This is a genomic window from Candidatus Ulvibacter alkanivorans (assembly GCF_003333325.1).
GTDB lineage: Bacteria > Bacteroidota > Bacteroidia > Flavobacteriales > Flavobacteriaceae > Ulvibacter_A > Ulvibacter_A alkanivorans.
Genome location: NZ_QOLC01000033.1, coordinates 1 through 19,385, shown reverse-complemented (window position 1 = coordinate 19,385; position 19,385 = coordinate 1). Strand labels below are relative to the sequence as shown.

Sequence of the window (19,385 nt, the reverse complement as noted above, 5' to 3'; positions counted from 1 at the left end):
TCCAAAATAATATCGTTACCATCGCTGTAAATTATTTCGGTATCATAACCTGAATAATCCATTATTGCCGCGGACAATCGTTTATAATCAAATGAAATAAATTCACTTCGGTTAATCAATCTTTTGGCAATTACGGAAGGATCTGTAATGAGCCAAAAACAATCCGCTACATCGGTAAGGTATTTCAGTCCGTTCGTAAATCGGGTGCGTATCAACGGTAATGAAAAGAACATTTCAGACCCGTGAAAATGTTGCAACCCCTCTTTTATTTCGTTAACTTGTGCTTTCATTGTTTTCTATTTTTTAGTAGTGAATAATGAAAAAGAGGGCGAAACTTTCAACAGGTGCGCCCTCTTTCTTTTAGAGATTACTCGGCATTACCGTTACCGTTTTTAGTTCCCAACAAAAGGATTTCATTGGCTTCGATTTCGGTAACGTATCGCTTTACGCCATCCTTGTCCTCATAGCTTCGAGATTTCAGTTTTCCGCTAACGCCTACTTCCTTGCCCTTTACAACATAGTTTTCAACGATTTCGGCGGTCTTGCCCCAGGCAACTACGGTGTGCCATTCGGTGCTTTGCTCTTTTTCGCCTTTCTTGTTTTTGTAATATTCGTTCGTGGCAAGCGAAAAACGGGCAACTTTTTTACCGCTTTCAAGGTTTGTAATGGTTGGCTCTTGTCCAACGTTTCCAATTAACTGTACGTGATTTCTTAAAGTACTCATAATACAAGATTTAAATATTAATTAAAATGCTATCTGAACCATTCAGATAGTTTGCGTTCATAGTTTTTTAAGTGATTTACTTATTATATCCAGAGCGTTTTCCCTTTTTTGTTTTTTTAACTTTAGTTCCGCTTCCTTTTTGATTTTTTCGTAAGATTTCATAAGATTCGTTTTAGATTTACTTCCCATAGAGCCGTCGCTGTTACCTTTTTTTGTTGCTTGGTGCGGTACAATATTCAGGTTTGGTAAGGCGTATAAAAAGTGAAGTGCAACGCAACGGTTTATGCCGCCGTCCAAAAATGAATGTTGTTGTTTTGCTGTCAAAAAAAGGTGATAATAGTGGCGGTTCGGGAAGTGCGTCTAAATGGCTTTATGTGAAGTACGAAAACATAGGAAGCGGAACTAAACGCAAAGATGCAATCCAGTTCAAGCGGACTTAATTCACGGTTTTGGCTTGGGAATGAAGCGTTCCTACCCAGCGCAGCGGGTAGGGGTAGCGTAATGGAAAGCCAAAATCGGGGATTGTGTCCAAGACAATTTGTAGGGAAGCTCTTTGCCCGTAATGTAGCTTTTCGCGAAATGAAGTGGCAATGTGCTGAGCGGGATAATATGCACTCTTATTTAATGACCGAGAAAAATCCAGTTTGAGGTACTGGATAAACCTATTTCATATTATGCCATTGCATATATTTCATCGAACAATTTCTTGTCCAATCGTTCTTGTTGTCCAAAGCTCTTCTTCAACACATTATGAAGTACTGAATTGAAAGCATTATAACCTAGCCAGAGATTCGGTTCCTCATTGAGCAGCAATGCTTCATAGTTTAAGATTTCGATTACCTCGCGAGACTTTTTTGACGGGTCGCTGTTTTTATCGCTACACTCGTATCGGAACAGTTTTGTTCTGTCGATAATTGCCTTTACGAACTCTTTTGTATCGATAATTTTAAATTCTTTCATCTCATCGAATTTCTTGGTAATGGTATAGAATTCATTGTCCAGAAATTTGTCGAATAGATTGTTCAGCCTCGGCATAATCAGGTGCGTATTGTTCTTACTGTGTTTAATGGAAAACTCAATTTCAGCCTGTGAAACGTGCAGACCATTTGAACATATTTGTCTATAAAACCCGAAGTGTCCAGAGGTCTTTTCGCTACCATCATACGAATTCTTGAACCGAAGCATCGGTAGTATCAAGTCCTTATCGTTCTTGACCGTAAACTGGCTTTTGTCATCGATGATAAAGTCGGTAATGAACGACCTGTCATTCTTATTGATGGTGCGTTTGTGAAAGTTCAATTTTGCATCGGTCAACATTTCCTCGGCTTTCTTGAAGAACAGTTGATTCGGAATGTGTCCGTAGCTGTTCGAGACCACATTGACGATTTTTCCATTTGAGATGATAACATTTTCAAGCCCTCGTCGGGATTCCATCTGGGTCAGACTTTTTAAGGATTTCATTTCCGATGGTACGAAGATTTCATCCTGCTGTAAATTTTGTAAATACATAGCTTTTGAATTTAGATTAAACAATATTTGAGCAGTACCCAAACGGAAGCTAAAATCTCAGCTCAAAAGGAAACGGAATAAATAAGCGTTGGCCGAGGCTTTGGCTTTATGCCGTAGTCTTTTGATGGGTGTATTTTACGAGTTTACCTTTGCGCCGATATTGATTGATAACCCATTTTATTTTATAGTCACTTCAACTAAAGCGGTATCATAAAAAAGAAGAAGGGCCAGCACGAATGCCGACCCTTCTTCAAACAACAAAAGCTAATCCTTGAGTTCCTGAATTTTCTTATCAAGAACTGTGATGCGCTCTTTCAAACGTGCTTCACGCTTATCTCGTTTTTCAGCATATTCCTTTTCTATGCCGGCAATCTTGGATTTATAATATCCCCGTATCGCATTATAAAATGAAATGTTGGTGAGATTATTGACGTGATTGCTTTCGCCAAAATGCACTTGCCTCGTGAGCATATACCGTATCAATTTATGGAAGATTTCCTTTTTGAACTTCTTCTTGAAATTCTCGACCATTTCAACTTTGGTCATCTTTGAAGTATTGCCCAAGAATTTTGAGAAATACTTTTGCTGGCTCATATAGTCCACATTGTTTTCAAAAAGCGATATCGAGAATGCGATCATTTCATCTGTTGAAAGTGCTTTCTTCTTATCGATGTATTTTGTCTCACGAATCATCTGCACAACTTCTTCAAACTGTTTGTTGTTCTCGATTTGCTTCTTACGGATTTCCCTTTCGTTGATTTTTACGATTTGTTCTTCAGGCGTACAGTCTGCCATTTTTCTTTCAGTCAATGGTGCCGAATAACCTGTTGATTCATTTTTTGATGTTTCAACAATCTTTACGAAGACCTCTTTGTTCCTGTAAGTTTCAGGATGGAACGAAATACCATTGACGAATCCATTTTCTTTAACTGAATTATATTCTTTCAATGCTTCATTGTAATTCTGCATAGCTTCTTCAAATTCTGCATTAAATTCATCTTCGGAATAATCGTAATGCTGGTATTCTTCCTGAATAGCTTCGATTGTTGGTTCAATCGGATTTTCAATAATTTCAACATCGTCCAGTAGATATATTTCCAATCCTTGCTTTTCCAATTGTAATAGAACGAGCTGATTGTTTTCGTCATCTGCCCAATACTGTCGTATTTCAGGAATCAATAGGATGTCCTCTTTCTTGGATCTCTCAATAAGGTTCAAGAATGATTTGCTTTTCTTCGTTTCAAAACAGGCTGCTTTCGTACAGACCATTTTACCTTCGCCGAACAGATTGCCTTGATTTGCCGCGTTGAAAGGACATTCTACACAAGACCCAGCTTTCGGGACCAATTTTTTGTCGGCCACATCAAAAGATGCTTTTTCCAAATCGTAAGTCTGGTCCTTAATCATCCTGTTTATCCGGTGCGCATTGAAATCCTCGCCCATCGTTTCCAACATCATCTGTTGCTCTTCCGGTTCAAAGAGTGCTACACCTACACCCAATGAAATTGTCATCTCGCCATTGCGTACAAAGTGCTTAAAACCGTCAATCAAGCCAGCCAGTTTAAGTCGCTGTCTGATAAAGTTATCCGTTCTGCCCAATCGCTTCGCAATTTCGGTAGGTGCATATTTCTCACTTAGGTAAGCAATCGCGTCGGCTTCTTCGGTCGGTTCAACATCCTGTCTTTGCAGGTTTTCAATGATTTGAACTTCCAAAACATCATTGTTCTCATAAGTTCTCACGATACAGGGCACGGTCTTTTTACCTGCCAACTTACTGGCACGATAGCGACGTTCGCCCATCACAATGATATAATGGCCATTTAGTTGCCTTACCGTGATTGGTTGCAACACACCGTGCTTTTTAATACTCTCAGAAAGTTGCTGCAATGCATCTTCGTTAAAAGTCTTTCTGGGTTGTTCAAGGTCAGGCTTGATATTGCCCAAGGGTAAGTTCTGAATTTGAAGTACGGATGTCTTCTTTCCACTTACTTCTTTCTTGGCAGTAGATTTCGCTGTACTGCGCTTCTTTCTGGTACTCGCTTTTGTTGTCATAATACTCAAATTTTTGATTAAACAATATTTGAGCAGAAACCAAACGGAAGATAAAATCTTCGCTCAAAAGGAAACGGAATAAATAAGAGAGGGAAGAAGCGCTGGCTTTATGCCGTAGTCTTTTGATGGAAGTATTTTACGAGTTTACCTTGCGTGTATATTGTATGATAAAAAACTCTCAACCGAAGAATACCATTAGATAATAAGTAAAACCAATCAAACTATGTTAAAATTTATGGCCAAGTGTTAAAATTTGAAAAAGTGTGCGTAAAGTGTGCGTTTTTTCAAAATTGAGTTGAAATTATACTCTATTGAGAACGGAATTTTAACTTCGAATCCTGCTGTATTGTACCATAAAAAATCAAACACAAAAAAAGGGACAAATCTTTCGGAAGTCCCTATTTATGGTGATCGCGACAGGATTCGAACCTGTGACCGTTTGCTTAGAAGGCAAATGCTCTATCCAGCTGAGCTACGCGACCAGTATGCAATTTCAGTATGTCAAATTCGTCTGCTTAGAAGGCAGGTGCTCTATCCAGCTGAGCTATGCGACCGGATCGCAAATCATTAATGATAATGATGCTATCAGTGGATTACTTTAATCTTGTAAGTGATCCCGATCTTAATCTGTCGGGGTGGCAGGATTCGAACCTGCGACCTCCTGCTCCCAAAGCAGGCGCGATAACCGGGCTACGCTACACCCCGTATATTAAAATATACAACTTGCGGAGAGACGGGGATTCGAACCCCGGCAACGGTTGCCCGTTGACAGATTAGCAATCTGCTCCATTACCACTCTGGCACCTCTCCAATTTAAAAAGAACTTCACATCCTAAAATGCGGATGCAAATGTACCTTTTCAATTGTTATAACGCAAAAAAATAGTCGGTTTTTTCTACACAGAATGACAGCTTTTTGCTAATGAATTATAAAACAAGCAACCAACGTCTATATTTTTTCGCAAACCAGCATGACCTTCTCTTCATTTTTAATAATAGAAAAGAACAAATAACGATCTCCGCCTTCTTTCAATTTCCATTTATTACGAATAATAGCCACCGATTCGGGGAAATTTCGAGTGGCGACATTTGCTTTATCAAATTTCATCGCTTTACGCATCTCTTTTTTTGAATAGGGCACTACGTCTTTTATGAAAAATCTGCGTCCCGGAAATTCGCGCAGTGACTCGCTGGTATACAAATGGGTGTGTTTATGTAACTTCTTTATTTTAAACGCTCCAGAAACAGTATCGAATGCGCCGCTCTTCATAATAGCTGCGTTTGGCTCGTATAAAAATCGCGAGGGTGCTTCGTATGTAGCTTCAGCCGGCTCACCCAAGGTAAATGAGAACTGCTCGGTTTCTTGTTTTTTAACATTGACGGTATTAACGACCGGTGTTTCCGAAGCCATATCAGAAATCACCCATAACAACTCCTTAACCTCGTTGTCTATCGCTACGATATGTATGGCCGTTACTGCGCCTAATTCTTTTATTCCTACCGAAATATCTAACATCGGTGCTGTTTTTAACAAAAGTATTTTCGATTGCTTCCGAAGCAACCCTACATTAACAGGAATATTGGGTACGCAATCACTTAAGAAGTAAACCTTGCCTTTTTCATCGTGGCGTCGCGACGGGTCTGCGTAGATCACATCGTAGGCCTGTTTTCGTATCGCTTGCAATCCGTCCGTGGCGAAGCATGTAATATTAGTTCGTTCAAGTTGGTTAAAATTATGGGCGACCACTTCGGAAAGTGATGTATTGATCTCAAAATGGTGCACCGAATTCACCGTTTGTGCAAAATAAAAACTATCCACGCCAAAGCCACCGCTTATGTCTGCCAAGCTCTTTCCTTCAATCAAGCTAGCTTTATATTCTGCAGTAATTTCTGAAGAGGTCTGTTCTAGATTGAGCTTAGGCGGGTAGAGAATATTTTTAGTTCGATACCACGTTGGTAATTTTTTCTTTGTTCTATTTCGACCTTCAATTTGCTGAATGAGCTCTAGGACTGTTACCGATTTAAACGGACTTCCGGCAAAGGCAAGGTCGCTAAGGGAGCCTTCGTAGCTTCGAATAAACTCTTGTACATCGGTATGTAGTAGCGCCGAATTTATTGCCACATTACAAGTTCTTGGTGAGTCGTTTTACGATCTTATATTCTGAAAGGAATTCTTTAGAGATCACTTTAATCGCGGTATAGGTAGGAACCGCCAATATCATACCGGCAATTCCAAATACGTATCCACCTATTAAAATAATAATAAATATCTCTAAAGGGTGAGATCGAACACTTTTCCCGAAGATTACCGGTTGACTAATTATATTATCGAACAGCTGTGCCAAACAGTAGCCAATAAACACATAGATGAGTAGCGGCAACAATTCCGACGAAAAATCGGCTCCTAAATTATTTGAGATAACTACTAACATCATTAGAGCTCCAGCGGCAATAGGCCCCACATACGGTACTATATTTAAAAACGCGCATATAAGGGCGATCGCGACTGCATTTCGTATGTCGAAAAAAAGCAACAATACGGCGTAAAATAGCGTGAGTATTAGTATTTGAAACAATAATCCCAGAAAATAACGGGATAATAACACTTTGATCTTGGTAAGCACGCGAATAAATCGGTCCTCACGCCCCGGATGGGCAAATACGGTCACTGCATTTGCTATGAGGTTCTCATCTTTCAACAGAAAAAACGCTATAAACATGACCGCAAAAAGCCCCACGATCACACTGCCCACATTTCCGAAGAAAATATCGACAAAACTAGGGACGATCTCCAAATTAAAGTTTTGCACATATTCGGTACGGCGAATAGCTTCAACAACATCGATCTTCTCGACCCCAAGGTAATCGGAAGCTTGAATGCTCAACTCATTAAGATCACTTTTAACGAGTTCGAAATCAATCTCCGAAATACTCTTACTTTGCTCTATTACTATTGGAATAAAAATTCGGAAAACCACTAAAACGGTGGCCAACATGAGCAATAAGGTGAAAATTGACGCCAGCGTATTCGAAAATTTAAGTCTGCGCTTTAAGAACATGACCACAGGACGCCCAATTAAAGAGAGTACTGCAGCGATCCCGATATAAAGAATTAGGTTCTGGATCTTAAACAAGAACCATAATAACAAGAGTATGCCGATTAGTATGCCTAACGACTTTAATATCCCGAAAGCGATGGCTCTAGATTGTTTTTTCACATTGTAAATATACTATAATCGCAATACGGAAATATCAATATTTTGTTAAGGAGTATAATGCGATGGCTGCAGCCTGCACCACATTCATACTACTGTTTTGACCATACATTTCAATATGTAGTATTTTATCGGCTTTTTGCAACACAGCTTCAGATATTCCACTTTGCTCATTGCCAAGCACTAACACACTTTTTTCTGTTTTAGAAAGTTCAATAGAGGAGAGCGGAACGCTATTCTTGGCTAGTTCCAAACAAAGTACTTGGTAGCCTTGTTGTTTTAATTGTTCGATTTCTGAAACAATAGCGTTACTATGTCGATAGGGCACATTGTCTACGGTGTTGCGTGCTGTTCTTTGAAGTCTGCGCGAGCTTGTGTCGAAGTTGCTGTCGCAAAAAATAATTTCATTTACGTTAAATGCGTCACACAATCGAAACAAGCCTCCAATATTCGCCGGTCCCGACAGGCCGTCACACAGCACGATCAGGTTTACAGTCTTGCTCGCAAAAGGTGTGGTGTCATGCGTATGCTGAAGTGCCATTACCTTCGTCTAATCATGGTTTTATTGAACAAACTGGCACGTTTTTGTGCATCGAAGAACAACCAGATAGGAAAGGTAAATGTAAGTGCCGCAATAAATCCGAACATAAAAATTGTAGTAGTCAAAAGGATGGCTAACACTACACTTAGTATCATTAGCGTTTTATTTGGTTGAGCCGTAAGTCGGTTAATATGCCTTTTTTCGATATTCCCACAGTAATCGCAACGCCTATTGATCTCGTCTGCGCCAAGTTCTTGTTGTAATTCAAATCTATTGGTGGCTTTGGTCTTGAAAAAATTCTTGACAGCACAGGATTTACAGTAATAACTAAGGGTCATACGGTTTAATTTTCGAAAGCGTAGGTAATGATATTGGCACCCATGCGAAGTGCTTTTAAGCGAACTTCTTCGGGATCGTTATGGATCTCGGGGTTTTCCCAACCGTCGCCCAGGTCACTTTCATATGTATACAATAGCACTAATCGACCCTCGTAGGTAATACCAAAGGCTTGCGGTCGTAAGTTGTTATGCTCGTGAATTTTGGGTAATCCTTCAGGAAAGCGATACTTATAATTAAAAATTGGGTGGTTTCCCGGAAGTTCTTTTAGTTCGATATCGGGAAATATTTTCACCAATTCTTTCCGAAGATACGGATCCATACCATAGTTATCGTCTATATGCAGGAATCCACCACTTAAAAGGTACATTCGAAGATTCTCGGCCTCTTCTGCAGAGAAGAAGACGTTTCCGTGCCCTGTCATATGTATAAAAGGATAATCGAATAGATCGACACTTGAGGAAGCAACTGTTGCCGGTTGTGCCTCGATAGCTGTATTGACTTGAGAATTACAAAATTGAATTAAGTTGGGTAGTGCCGTTGGGTTGCTATACCAATCGCCGCCGCCGCCATATTGTAGTATGGCAATTTCTTGAGCGTTCGAAAGAACAAACGACCATAAGAACAGGAATAGGATAGGAAACTTTTTCATTGCACTCAAAAATACAAAAAGAAGTAGAAGTGCAATCTATAGACAAACTTTTAATTATAGATTCCTTTGCCTAACGAAGCAGTAAACTCCATCCAATCATCCCACAAGGTATGTTTGGATTGTGAGACATTATATGCAACTGTTAGTGCACTCTTCTTGTTACTCATTGTTGTACTGTTTGGTTGATCAACCGACTGTAACGATTGTCGATTCTCGAATTTTCTAGCTAGGGGCATAAGCGTTTTATTTTATTCTCGAGCCGCAAGCTAAGGAAGAAATCTTAATTTTTCCGATTTTAAATGTTAAAAAACCATTATTTTATCGATAAAGTGTTCTTTTTCTTAGTTAAAATACATGTTTTTGACCATATTGAATGAAGTATTGTAGCTTACAAAATTGACTAAATATGTTGATTTACAGGGCTTAAAATACCAGAAATGTTCTTAGTTGGTAGCTCAAGCGTAAGGAGTACTTTCTCTATTCGTTTACAAAGGCTACGCTATGACAGGCCACAACAGCGGCAGTTTCGGTACGTAGTCGGCTTTCACCTAAATGAACTGCTCTAAATCCTTTTTCTTTTGCCTTCTGTATCTCTTCGGAAGAAAAATCGCCTTCGGGACCAATAAGTATTAGGACTGAAGTCTTGGGCTGCAGCACCGATTTTAATGACTGTTTTTGTGATTCTTCACAATGGGCAATACATCGTAATCCTGCCTGAGATCGTTCCGAAGCAAGGAAATCGGATATACTGCACGCTTCGTTCAATACAGGTTTATAGGCCTTGTTCGATTGTTTCATCGCACTTACTAAGATCTTTTCGTAGCGTTCCGGTTTAATGACACGTCGCTCACTATGATCACATATTATGGGTGTAATTTCGGTTATCCCAATTTCTGTTGCTTTTTCTAAAAACCATTCGTAGCGATCGTTCAATTTGGTAGGTGCCACCGCCAAATGCAACGAATAGGGTAGTGGTGGTTGTTTTTCAAGCCGTTGCACCGATGCAACACACTGTTTGTGATGAACACTTGTAAGTCGTGTGGTAAAAATAATGCCTTCGCCATTGGTAACAATTAATTCATCTCCTTCCTGCTTACGTAGCACTTTTCCAATATGCCTGCTTTCTTCCTTATCGAAACGTATTTCGGTGGAAGTTTCGGTGATTTCCGGATGATAGAATAACTGCATATTATTGTTTTGAAGCTGCGTGTTCGACCCCTAGTTCGATCCACTGTTGAAGTTTAGATTCTGTATCGAACCCTTCTTGGGTTACAAAAATGAACTCTTTCATGGGTTTACCTGTAAAATCCATAGGTGACACATTGGGATCCTTCAAGACGTCCTTCATTTTTTCAGGGACAATTCGAACCATTAGCCGCTTTTTGGTTTCACCCACGCACATTTTACCTTTATACAAAAAGCAGGTTCCTCCAAACATTTTCTTTTCGGTCATTTGGTCGGTCCATGGAAGTGTTGCAGCACGAATACGCAACACGATCTCTTGCGATGTGTCTTTCATTATAATTTCATTCGAGCCTTTGCCACGACATCGTGTTTGGCAAAGCGTTGCTCTTTATATTTTAACTCACCCACCATAGCGATCATAGCCGCATTGTCGGTACAATACTCAAATCGTGGAATGTGAGTCGTCCATCCATGCGTTCGCTCAGCATCTTTCAACGCTTTGCGAATCCCGCTATTAGCCGATACGCCACCGCCAATGGCAATCTCTTTAATACCTGTAGCTTTAACAGTGTTTTTAAGCTTATCCATTAAGTAATCAACGATCGTAAACTGTAGACTTGCACAAACATCCTCTAAGTTCTCTTTTATAAAATTAGGATTCTTGGCAACTTCTCGTTCTACAAAATATAGAACGGCTGTTTTGAGTCCGCTAAAACTGAAATCCAACGGTCCTACTTTTGGTTTGGTGAATGAAAATCGATGCGGGTCGCCTTGTTGTGCGTATTTGTCGATAAACGGGCCTGCCGGATAGGGGAGCCCCAATATTTTTCCGGCCTTGTCGAAGGCTTCGCCTACCGCATCATCTATGGTCTCGCCTAGCACTTCCATTTCAAAATAGTCGGTTACCTTTACGATCTGTGTATGACCGCCACTTATTGTTAGTGCGATAAACGGAAAATTTGGAGCTGTTTGTCCTTCCGCAGAAATAAAATGAGCTAAGATATGCGCTTGCATATGGTTTACATCTATAAGCGGAATATCCAATCCCATCGCCAAAGACTTTGAAAATGAGGTACCTACTAGCAGCGATCCCATTAGACCCGGACCACGTGTAAAAGCTATGGCACTTAACTGATTTTTGTCGATATTTGCCTTACGTAGGGCTTGGTGGACCACCGGAACGATATTTTGCTGATGTGCGCGTGAAGCAAGTTCGGGAACCACGCCGCCGTACTCCTCGTGTATTTTTTGTGTCGCAACAATAGTGGCGAGCACAACACCGTTGTTAATAACAGCTGCAGCAGTGTCATCACAAGAGGATTCAATACCCAATATGTAGCAATTTTCTTGTTTCAAAATGAAAGAGGCATATTTATTGGTCGTAAAATTAAAACTTTAAAAGCGTATCAAAAAACTTAGAAAAATAATACTGCGCACCTTCGCAATAATTGTATTGCTGTTGTTGCTATTGGTTATTGTTCTATCTATCCCAAAGGTACAAACGTATATCGCCACTAAAGTTACAGACAATCTTAATGAAACCTACGGTACCGACATCAATATTGACCGTCTAGGGCTTAACTGGAAAGGCGAGGTAGATATTCGTGGGGTATACATTGCCGACCATCATCAAGACACGCTTATTTACGCCAAAGCCCTTCAAACCAACATTATTAATTTTCGCAATCTCATTAAAGGAGATCTTGGCTTCGGAAACATTATTCTTGATCAAGCAAAATTGTATGTGACCACTTACCAAGGAGAGGAAGACGATAATTTGTATGTGTTTTCAGAAAAATTCAACACCGGCCAAACGAGTGAGAACCCGTTCTCATTGTTTAGTAATGATGTGACACTTACCAACAGTGTTGTAAAAATTACCGATCAAAATCTAGAAAACCCTGAAATATTAATACTTGATAAAGTAAACCTAATCGCTAACGATTTTAAGATCACCGGTCCGAACATCGACAGTGAGATACAATCGTTGTCGTTAGAAGCGCAACGCGGATTTATAATAAAAGACCTTCAAGCCGATTTTTCTTATTCGTTAGAAGCCTTACAATTAAACGATCTAAATCTAAAAACAACAGCATCTACCATTCAAGGTAGCGTTGTGTTAAACTATGAAGATGGAAAGATTGGGAACGATTTTGAAAACACCGTTGGCATTAATGCTATTTTTAACGAATCTGTTGTTGGCACCAACGACCTCAATAGTTTCTACGATGAGTTTGCACCCAATATGGAAATCTCACTCGACGGAACCATGACCGGTGTGCTTAACAATTTCTCCTTCGATGATCTCAACTTGCAAACGGATGGAATTTCTATGCGAGGTGATTACGAGTTTCAAAATATTTTAGCCCCGGAAGAAGAATACTCGATCCGGGCTCGAGGCCATCGCATTGTTGCGAACTATTATGATCTGCGTCGTTTTATGCCACGTATTTTAGGGGATGTATTACCTAACGAGTTAAAGGACCTGGGGTCAGTTACCTTTACCGGAAATACAACCATTACCACTACCGAACTCACTACAGACAGCCGTATCGATACGCAAGCCGGAAATGCAGTTACCGATCTTAGCATGGGGAATATCAATAATTTCGACAACGCTTTTTATAATGGGACCGTGGTTTTTAATGGATTTAACCTCGGAAAGGTATTAGGGACGCCTACGCTAGGCAAACTAACAGCTGATCTTACCTTCGACGGACGTGGGTTTTCTCAAAATACCGTAGACACCCAAATTAACGGTACGATCTCCTCCTTTAATATTGAAGGATATGATTACAAGAATATCGTTGTTTCAGGAAATTTAAAGAACCCTATTTTTAATGGCGACCTAACTATCGATGATCCAAATCTAAAAATGGAATTCACCGGATTAGTAGATGTTTCCAAAGATTTTAATCAGTATGATTTTGAAGCCGATATCGAGTATGCAGAACTCAATAAGCTAAACTTAATTAAACGAGACAGTGTTTCGGTATTTGCGGGACGAGTGGTTATGGATATGGATGGTACCACTATCGATAATGCCGTTGGAACTATTAATTTTCAACAAACCTTCTATCAAAATACGGACGACGACTATTTCTTCGATGATTTTACCATCACTTCGTCTTTCGAAGGAGATGTTCGAACCATCGAGATCAATTCCTCTGATATCGTAGATGGGCAGATCTCCGGGGAATTTTTATTAGAAGATATTCCCGATCTTTTTCGTAACGGAATCGCCAATATTTATTCAAATTATATTCCGAAGGAGGTCACCACCGATCAATACATCGATTACGAATTTGAAATAAATAATAAGATAGTCGATCTGTTTGTGCCTCAACTGGAATTAGGAGAGAATACGCGGGTGCGAGGCTCGGTGTCATCAGATGAATCGAAATTCAAATTAGATTTTAGATCGCCCGAAATACTATTATTCGATAATTACCTCGGAAAAATAAATGTTCAAGTAGACAACGACAATCCACTGTACAATACCTACATTTCCGTAGACTCAATTTATACAGGCGTATACAATGTGGTTGATGTGAATATTATTAATAAAACGCTCAATGACACTCTTTATGTGCGTTCAGAATTTAGAGGAGGGAAAAAAAAGGAAGATCTTTTTAACCTGTCATTGTACCACACTATTAATCCGCAAGGCAAATCGGTTGTTGGCGTAAAACGCAGTGACATTACGTATAAGGATAACGTTTGGTATATCAATAAGAACAACAATAGCCTCAACAAAGTAGTGTTCGATGATAATTTTAAGAACATTCGAATCGATTCGCTGGTATTAAATCACAACGACGAATACATACAAATGGCTGGGGTAATTAGAGACTCTACCTATAAAGACTTAAAAGTTCGTTTCAGGGATGTGAATATTGGAAATATTACGCCCGATATAGACAGTTTGAGGCTACAAGGAAATGTAAATGGCCGATTTGATTTTCTTCAGAAAAGCGGTGCTTACTATCCCAATTCGACGGTAACAATTGATGATGTTGTTATAAACGAAGTAGAATTTGGAAACCTGAACCTTCAGATTGAAGGAAATGAGAATCTTTCAAAATACCAGATCAATACTACATTGATCAACAACAATGTAAAATCTATTAATGCGGTGGGTGAGATCGACGTTGCAGCAACCAATCCGCAAATAAGACTGGATGTAGATCTTAACCAATTCAATCTACAAGCCTTTAGCCCTTTTGGTGGCGATGTGATAACAAACATTCGCGGTCTCGCATCCGGAAATGCACGCGTCACCGGTAATTATAAGTCTCCCGATATAATTGGGCGCATTTTGCTAGAGAACAGCGGATTAACCATTCCCTACTTGAATACCGACTTCGATATAGAGGACGACACCCAAGTCGTATTAAGTAAGAACAAGTTCGACATTGGTACAACGACGATCACCGATACAAAATACAATACAACAGGGACGCTTGCTGGAAATGCAACACATGTTAATTTTGGCGATTGGGAACTGAATCTAGACATCAATACCGATCGACTTTTAGTACTAGACACACCGCCCGATGAAGATGCACTTTATTACGGAACCGCTTTTATTAGTGGAAGTGCCGATATTTCCGGACCTGTAGAAGAGCTGGTTATCGATGTCGTAGCCACTACCGAGGAGGGAACTTCCTTTAAGATCCCATTAAGTGACACAGAGTCGATAGGCGATGACTCGTTTATCCGATTTCTTTCTCCGGAAGAAAAGCAAGCCCGTATAAGTGGTGAGACCATTGTTCGTGAAGAAGAAAAAGGGCTTTCACTAAATTTCGATCTCGATATTAACGATAATGCCGAAGTAGAGGTGGTTGTAGACCAAGTGAACAATTCGACCTTAGTAGGTAGAGGAGCAGGAACCTTATTAATTCGAATAAACACCTTAGGTAAGTTCAATATGTGGGGTGAATTTACCGTAATTGAAGGTTCATATGATTTTCGATATGGCGGACTTATTCAAAAAACCATTGATGTGGTGCCCGGTGGGAACATTAATTGGGACGGAAGTCCCGAACGTGCACGTTTAAATCTGAGTGCTAAGTACGAAACCACTGCTAATCCTTCAATTTTGTTAGATAACCCATCTATAAACCGAAAGATACCCGTTGAAGTTCTTATCGATTTAACAGGAGAATTAATTCAGCCCGATATAGATTTCAGAATTGAATTCCCACGAACAAGCTCTATTGTTCGTAGCGAATTAGAATACAAGCTTCAGAATGAAGAAGAGCGAGAAAAGCAAGCGTTGTTCCTCGTAGCATCGGGTTCATTCGTAAACGACGATTATTCGGGAGCGAATACGTTTGCCACAGGAACCTTGGTAGAACGCGTATCGGGCTTAGTGAACGATTTATTTGCAGATCAGGATTCGAAGTTTAGAGTAGGCTTGGATTATTCGCAAGGAAGTCGTTTGCCTAATCAAGAAACTGCAGATCGTTTTGGTATTACGCTCTCGACGCAGATCAATGAGCGAATCTTGATCAACGGAAAAGTAGGGGTTCCGGTAGGTGGGGTAAATGAAACCGCTGTCGCAGGTGATATTGAAGTGCAGTGGTTAGTAAATGAGGACGGAAGTCTTAGGATCAACTTTTTTAACAGACAAGCCGATATTCAGTTTATTGGAGAGGATCAGATCTTCGAACAAGGAGCCGGTATTTCATACTCGGTGGATTTCGACACCTTTAGAGAATTGGTTCGAAAATTATTCAACAAGAAACTCACCTTAGAATCGGAGGAGGAAATTCCTATAGTGCCGGATGATAACAGTTTTCCGGTCGATTTCAACAATCAGGGTGTACGTGAAGAAAACTAGGCTATAAGGAAGCGATCATCGAAATCTCAACGTTTACATATTTAGGCAGACTAGCCACCGCCACGGTCTCGCGAGCAGGTGCCGTAGCTTCATCGAAATAACGTGCGTAAACGGCATTAATTCTTCCGAAGTTCTCCATATCGGTAATAAAAATAGAAGTTTTAATAACGTGCTCGAAGGTCATGCCTGCTTCGGAAAGGACAGCCTTTAGGTTTTCCATGACCAATTCGGTTTCAGTTTCTATATCGGTCAATACCAATTTATCTGTTTCAGGGTCTAGTGCTATTTGCCCCGATGTATATAAGATGTTGCCTTTAAGAACCGCTTGATTGTATGGTCCAATAGGGGCCGGGGCTTTGGTCGTGTTAATGATCTTTTTCATACTAGAAACTTTCAGGATTTATAATTGTTGATCTCGTTCGCGGCGTTTGTCGTATTTAATATCGCTTAATACTGAAGACTTTATGCCTATATAAAAATACCAAGAAGTATTAATACTTCCTATTGGGGTCCAATTAAAGCTCATTTGCCAACTTTCTAGATCTCTCTGAAACCTAAGTTGTGTTAGTGTGACACCACCACTCTTAAAATCATAACCCGAAGAAACACCCACTTTCCAACGTGGTGAAAGCTCAAGGTTAGAACTGAACATCAACGAATGAGAGGATATTTCATTCTGCCGACGATTGTTGGCGTAGGTAATGGTGTAAGCCAGTCGCAAGTCCCATGGGATCTTAAAATTATACCAATCAAATTCGGAAGTTGATTCATTCTCATCATCATCTCTATAGATATTTCCATCGTTTATATCGGTTGGATCTCCAAATAGATCGTCCGGGCGACCACCGTTCCTAAAGGTGTCATTGTCTAATCTGTCAGTGTCACGCTGTTGACCTTCGAAATCCTTACTCGAAAACGAATAATTCAAACTCACATTTGCATTGGTTAGTCGGAAAAGACTACCACCATTGTCAATATTGAATTTGTCGATCTTTTGGTTGTTATTGTTTAATGCGTATGGATCTAAGATTCCATTAAAATTAATATCCAATTTTTCGATCACAGGAATACTTCCCGACACACTCAACGGACTCCAATTTAGAGAATCGCCTGCCAGATTATACGCTGTCCTAAAATTAAAATTACTTAACAATACCACTTTCTTCGGCTCTGTAGCTGTGGTGTCCTTATCCCTGACTTTTGCTTCAAAATTATTGCTGAGCGCCATCCCAATACTACTAGAGAATGTGCGCCCCGGAGCGCCGTATAAACTGCGTTCAAATCTAGAATATTGCACGATCTCTTCGTTCAGGTCAGGGTCGGCCGTTGCCGGAGGGATCACGTATTCATCATAGAATTGATCGAATCCCGGATTAATGTTGTAACTCACCGATGGTCGCATCACATGGCGCAGTGCCTGGAAGTTCTTATCGCTTCCAAAATTAAACAGTCCGTAAATAGTGGTGCCTAAGCTAGTTGAAAAATTATACGTTCTATAGCTGTCGAAACCTCGTATGGTGTCTTCGACCACGCCGCCAACGCCATTGTTTAACGTAGGGTCGTATTCGCGTCGGATGGTATTGCCGACCCAGGTTTCTTGAAAGTTAGCACTGGCCGAGGCACTTAAATAATCTAAAAGTTTAAAATTGGTGGTTATAGGGATAGTGTGCTGTGCTCCTAATTGCGCATTGTCGAACATCTCAGGTTTAAAGAACAACGAATCGGTAGTGTTTATCCTGTTTTCTGCTTTCAGTTCATACTGAAAGTTAATATTGTCTATGATACCTTTCTTGGTACCTACCTTTGGCGCAAAGGGAAAGATCCTAGATACATTCGCATTTATATTTGGCAACGACATATTTATCTCTTGCGTTCGTGTATTTTGAGAATGGGTTGCCGCAGCTGTAAGGTTTACTTGGGGTTCGCCTTCAAAAGTTTTTGAATACGAAATGGAAGAACTTAAAGTATTAACTAGCGCACTTGCATTGTTTGTTTGATTTATCGACTGTTGAAAATAACGACTACTCCCTAAATTCACAGAGGCTGAAAATTGAGACAACGGACTCGATTTTTGGTCTTGCGTATGCGACCATCGAATGTTATAGACCGAACTTTGACTAAAATCGGGAAAGCCACGCTCGCTATTAATTAGGTTTTCGTAGCGTACGCTTACATTTCCTCTAAACTTATAACGCAATACATAGGCAGATTCAGCACGTAAGCCATAACTTCCGTTCGTGTAATAATCACCTAAGACGGTGAGATCGACATAATCGTTGATCGCAAAATAATAGCCTCCATTCTGAAAGAAGAAACCTCTGTTATTGTTATCACCTATGGTTGGAATGATAAATCCGGAGGTACGATCTTCAGTCAAGGGGAAATAAGCAAAAGGCAATCCAATTGGAGTTGGCACATCAGCTATATACATATTGGTGAGTCCCGTGACGATTTTCTTCTTGGGAACGAACTTAGCTTTTCGTGTATAGAAATAATACTCGGGATCTTCAATATTCTTCGACGTGGTAAACTTTACGTTTTGTAAATAGTACACAGAGTCATTTTCTCTTTTGGTCACTTGAGCGAGTACTCGAAAATCATTTTGCTCAGTTCGTGTATTAAACACGATGGCCTTCTTACTTTGTGTATTAAACTTTAACGAATCCGGCTCTACGCGATTACTTCCTTGCACAAAGACCGGTCGCTGCGAATAGACACCCGCACTGTCGATCCCTTTCGCGTACACTTCATTCTTATTGTAATCTAAGATAATGAGTCCGGCATCTATACGCATATCTCCATAGATGATATAGGCTTTATTGTACATATATACTTTTCCGGCCCTTTGATCGATGTAGACATAGTCTTCGCCATAATACTCGATCTCATCGTCTAAAAATTCCTTTTGAGGGCGAACGGTGTCGGTCTTTACGGTATCATTGGCAACCTCATTAATAACAGGATTTAGGGGCAGTGTGATCGTGTCTTGAGTTGCTTCGGAAGGAATATTCACTTCCTCTTTTGGCGGTATATCCTGCGAATACAAAAGCGTATTGCCGAGAAAAAGGCAAATGGTGATAAAAAGTGAATAACGCTTTAAAGTTTGCAATGCTGTGAACCTATTATTTTCTAACTTTCCGAACTACAAAAAGATATTCACATCGGCTATCAAATTACGAATAGACTCGTGAAATTCTTTGTTGTATTCAAACGGCAAATAAAATAAATTTGTATCTGTTTGGCTTAGTTTTTGAAAATCCAAAATTAAGCATATTTTTTGGGCTGTGTTTTTTAAAAGGTATTTTTTAAAATATCAACTTTTAATGA

Annotated in this window: 17 protein-coding genes and 3 tRNA genes; 1 reads left to right on the top strand and 19 read right to left on the bottom strand. The window is 39.9% G+C overall.

The genetic code is table 11. The features are described from left to right. From DWA30_RS02035 to tsaD, 17 genes are all read right to left on the bottom strand, one after another. A partial coding sequence (locus tag DWA30_RS02035; RefSeq protein ID WP_114490862.1) for a DUF6876 family protein occupies positions 1-290 on the bottom strand: 290 nt, incomplete at its 3' end. Positions 291-367: 77 nt separating this feature from the next. Further along, on the bottom strand, positions 368-724 hold the full coding sequence (locus tag DWA30_RS02030; protein WP_114490861.1) for a single-stranded DNA-binding protein: 357 nt from the start codon (positions 722-724) through the stop codon (positions 368-370). A gap of 57 nt (positions 725-781) precedes the next feature. Further along, positions 782-1,048 (bottom strand): hypothetical protein, encoded by a 267-nt coding sequence (locus tag DWA30_RS02025; RefSeq protein WP_136073131.1) that lies wholly within the window; start codon positions 1,046-1,048, stop codon positions 782-784. 348 nt (positions 1,049-1,396) lie between these two features. Continuing rightward, the gene (locus tag DWA30_RS02020) at positions 1,397-2,233 is read right to left on the bottom strand and encodes a DUF932 domain-containing protein (protein WP_114490864.1); all 837 of its coding nucleotides are present in this window, start codon (positions 2,231-2,233) and stop codon (positions 1,397-1,399) included. A 264-nt stretch (positions 2,234-2,497) separates the two neighbouring features. Beyond that, complete coding sequence (locus tag DWA30_RS02015) at positions 2,498-4,285, bottom strand: ParB/RepB/Spo0J family partition protein (protein WP_114490859.1); 1,788 nt, start codon at positions 4,283-4,285, stop codon at positions 2,498-2,500. Between the two features lie 405 nt (positions 4,286-4,690). Further along, positions 4,691-4,767: transfer RNA gene (locus DWA30_RS02010), tRNA-Arg, on the bottom strand. 148 nt (positions 4,768-4,915) lie between these two features. Beyond that, a tRNA-Pro gene (locus DWA30_RS02005) sits at positions 4,916-4,990 on the bottom strand. 21 nt (positions 4,991-5,011) lie between these two features. Beyond that, positions 5,012-5,095, bottom strand: a tRNA-Ser gene (locus tag DWA30_RS02000). 138 nt (positions 5,096-5,233) lie between these two features. Continuing rightward, positions 5,234-6,406, bottom strand: coding sequence for a THUMP-like domain-containing protein (locus DWA30_RS01995; RefSeq protein ID WP_317048328.1), 1,173 nt, complete (start codon positions 6,404-6,406; stop codon positions 5,234-5,236). Position 6,407: 1 nt separating this feature from the next. Continuing rightward, positions 6,408-7,502 carry an AI-2E family transporter gene (locus DWA30_RS01990; protein WP_114490858.1) on the bottom strand — a complete coding sequence of 365 codons (1,095 nt, stop codon included), beginning with the start codon at positions 7,500-7,502 and terminating at the stop codon, positions 6,408-6,410. Positions 7,503-7,536: 34 nt separating this feature from the next. After that, entirely contained in the window at positions 7,537-8,040 is a 504-nt protein-coding gene (locus DWA30_RS01985; protein WP_114490857.1) for a TrmH family RNA methyltransferase, read from the bottom strand. Then, positions 8,040-8,378 (bottom strand): hypothetical protein, encoded by a 339-nt coding sequence (locus DWA30_RS01980; RefSeq protein WP_114490856.1) that lies wholly within the window; start codon positions 8,376-8,378, stop codon positions 8,040-8,042. Before DWA30_RS01980 ends, DWA30_RS01985 begins: the two co-directional genes overlap by 1 nt. Positions 8,379-8,383: 5 nt before the next feature. Beyond that, entirely contained in the window at positions 8,384-9,028 is a 645-nt protein-coding gene (locus DWA30_RS01975) for a DUF4159 domain-containing protein (protein ID WP_114490855.1), read from the bottom strand. 50 nt (positions 9,029-9,078) lie between these two features. Then, complete coding sequence (locus DWA30_RS13175) at positions 9,079-9,264, bottom strand: hypothetical protein (protein WP_136073130.1); 186 nt, start codon at positions 9,262-9,264, stop codon at positions 9,079-9,081. A 241-nt stretch (positions 9,265-9,505) separates the two neighbouring features. Continuing rightward, a complete protein-coding gene (locus DWA30_RS01970) occupies positions 9,506-10,216 on the bottom strand; it encodes a 16S rRNA (uracil(1498)-N(3))-methyltransferase (protein ID WP_114490854.1) in 711 nt (236 codons plus the stop codon). A 1-nt stretch (position 10,217) separates the two neighbouring features. Next, positions 10,218-10,547: a TfoX/Sxy family protein gene (locus tag DWA30_RS01965; protein ID WP_114490853.1), complete on the bottom strand. Its 330-nt coding sequence runs from the start codon at positions 10,545-10,547 to the stop codon at positions 10,218-10,220. Beyond that, a complete protein-coding gene (tsaD, locus tag DWA30_RS01960; protein ID WP_114490852.1) occupies positions 10,547-11,569 on the bottom strand; it encodes a tRNA (adenosine(37)-N6)-threonylcarbamoyltransferase complex transferase subunit TsaD in 1,023 nt (340 codons plus the stop codon). Before tsaD ends, DWA30_RS01965 begins: the two co-directional genes overlap by 1 nt. Before the next feature lie 97 nt (positions 11,570-11,666). Here tsaD and DWA30_RS01955 point away from each other — a divergent pair, with 97 nt between their 5' ends. Then, positions 11,667-16,058, top strand: coding sequence for a translocation/assembly module TamB domain-containing protein (locus DWA30_RS01955; protein WP_114490851.1), 4,392 nt, complete (start codon positions 11,667-11,669; stop codon positions 16,056-16,058). A gap of 1 nt (position 16,059) precedes the next feature. Here DWA30_RS01955 and DWA30_RS01950 read toward each other — a convergent pair whose 3' ends face one another. Both DWA30_RS01950 and DWA30_RS01945 read right to left on the bottom strand, forming a co-directional pair. Then, a complete protein-coding gene (locus tag DWA30_RS01950; RefSeq protein WP_114490850.1) occupies positions 16,060-16,440 on the bottom strand; it encodes a RidA family protein in 381 nt (126 codons plus the stop codon). A gap of 18 nt (positions 16,441-16,458) precedes the next feature. Beyond that, a complete protein-coding gene (locus tag DWA30_RS01945) occupies positions 16,459-19,167 on the bottom strand; it encodes a putative LPS assembly protein LptD (protein ID WP_114490849.1) in 2,709 nt (902 codons plus the stop codon). Positions 19,168-19,385 lie beyond the last annotated feature (218 nt).

What these genes read in the sequence shown, in the direction of transcription:
- DWA30_RS02030 (WP_114490861.1), bottom strand. Translation starts at nt 724, where the DNA reads ATGAGTACTTTAAGAAATCACGTACAGTTAATTGGAAACGTTGGACAA.
- DWA30_RS02020 (WP_114490864.1), bottom strand. Translation starts at nt 2,233, where the DNA reads ATGTATTTACAAAATTTACAGCAGGATGAAATCTTCGTACCATCGGAA.
- DWA30_RS02015 (WP_114490859.1), bottom strand. Translation starts at nt 4,285, where the DNA reads ATGACAACAAAAGCGAGTACCAGAAAGAAGCGCAGTACAGCGAAATCT.
- DWA30_RS01985 (WP_114490857.1), bottom strand. Translation starts at nt 8,040, where the DNA reads ATGGCACTTCAGCATACGCATGACACCACACCTTTTGCGAGCAAGACT.
- DWA30_RS01980 (WP_114490856.1), bottom strand. Translation starts at nt 8,378, where the DNA reads ATGACCCTTAGTTATTACTGTAAATCCTGTGCTGTCAAGAATTTTTTC.
- DWA30_RS01975 (WP_114490855.1), bottom strand. Translation starts at nt 9,028, where the DNA reads ATGAAAAAGTTTCCTATCCTATTCCTGTTCTTATGGTCGTTTGTTCTT.
- DWA30_RS13175 (WP_136073130.1), bottom strand. Translation starts at nt 9,264, where the DNA reads ATGCCCCTAGCTAGAAAATTCGAGAATCGACAATCGTTACAGTCGGTT.
- DWA30_RS01970 (WP_114490854.1), bottom strand. Translation starts at nt 10,216, where the DNA reads ATGCAGTTATTCTATCATCCGGAAATCACCGAAACTTCCACCGAAATA.
- DWA30_RS01965 (WP_114490853.1), bottom strand. Translation starts at nt 10,547, where the DNA reads ATGAAAGACACATCGCAAGAGATCGTGTTGCGTATTCGTGCTGCAACA.
- DWA30_RS01950 (WP_114490850.1), bottom strand. Translation starts at nt 16,440, where the DNA reads ATGAAAAAGATCATTAACACGACCAAAGCCCCGGCCCCTATTGGACCA.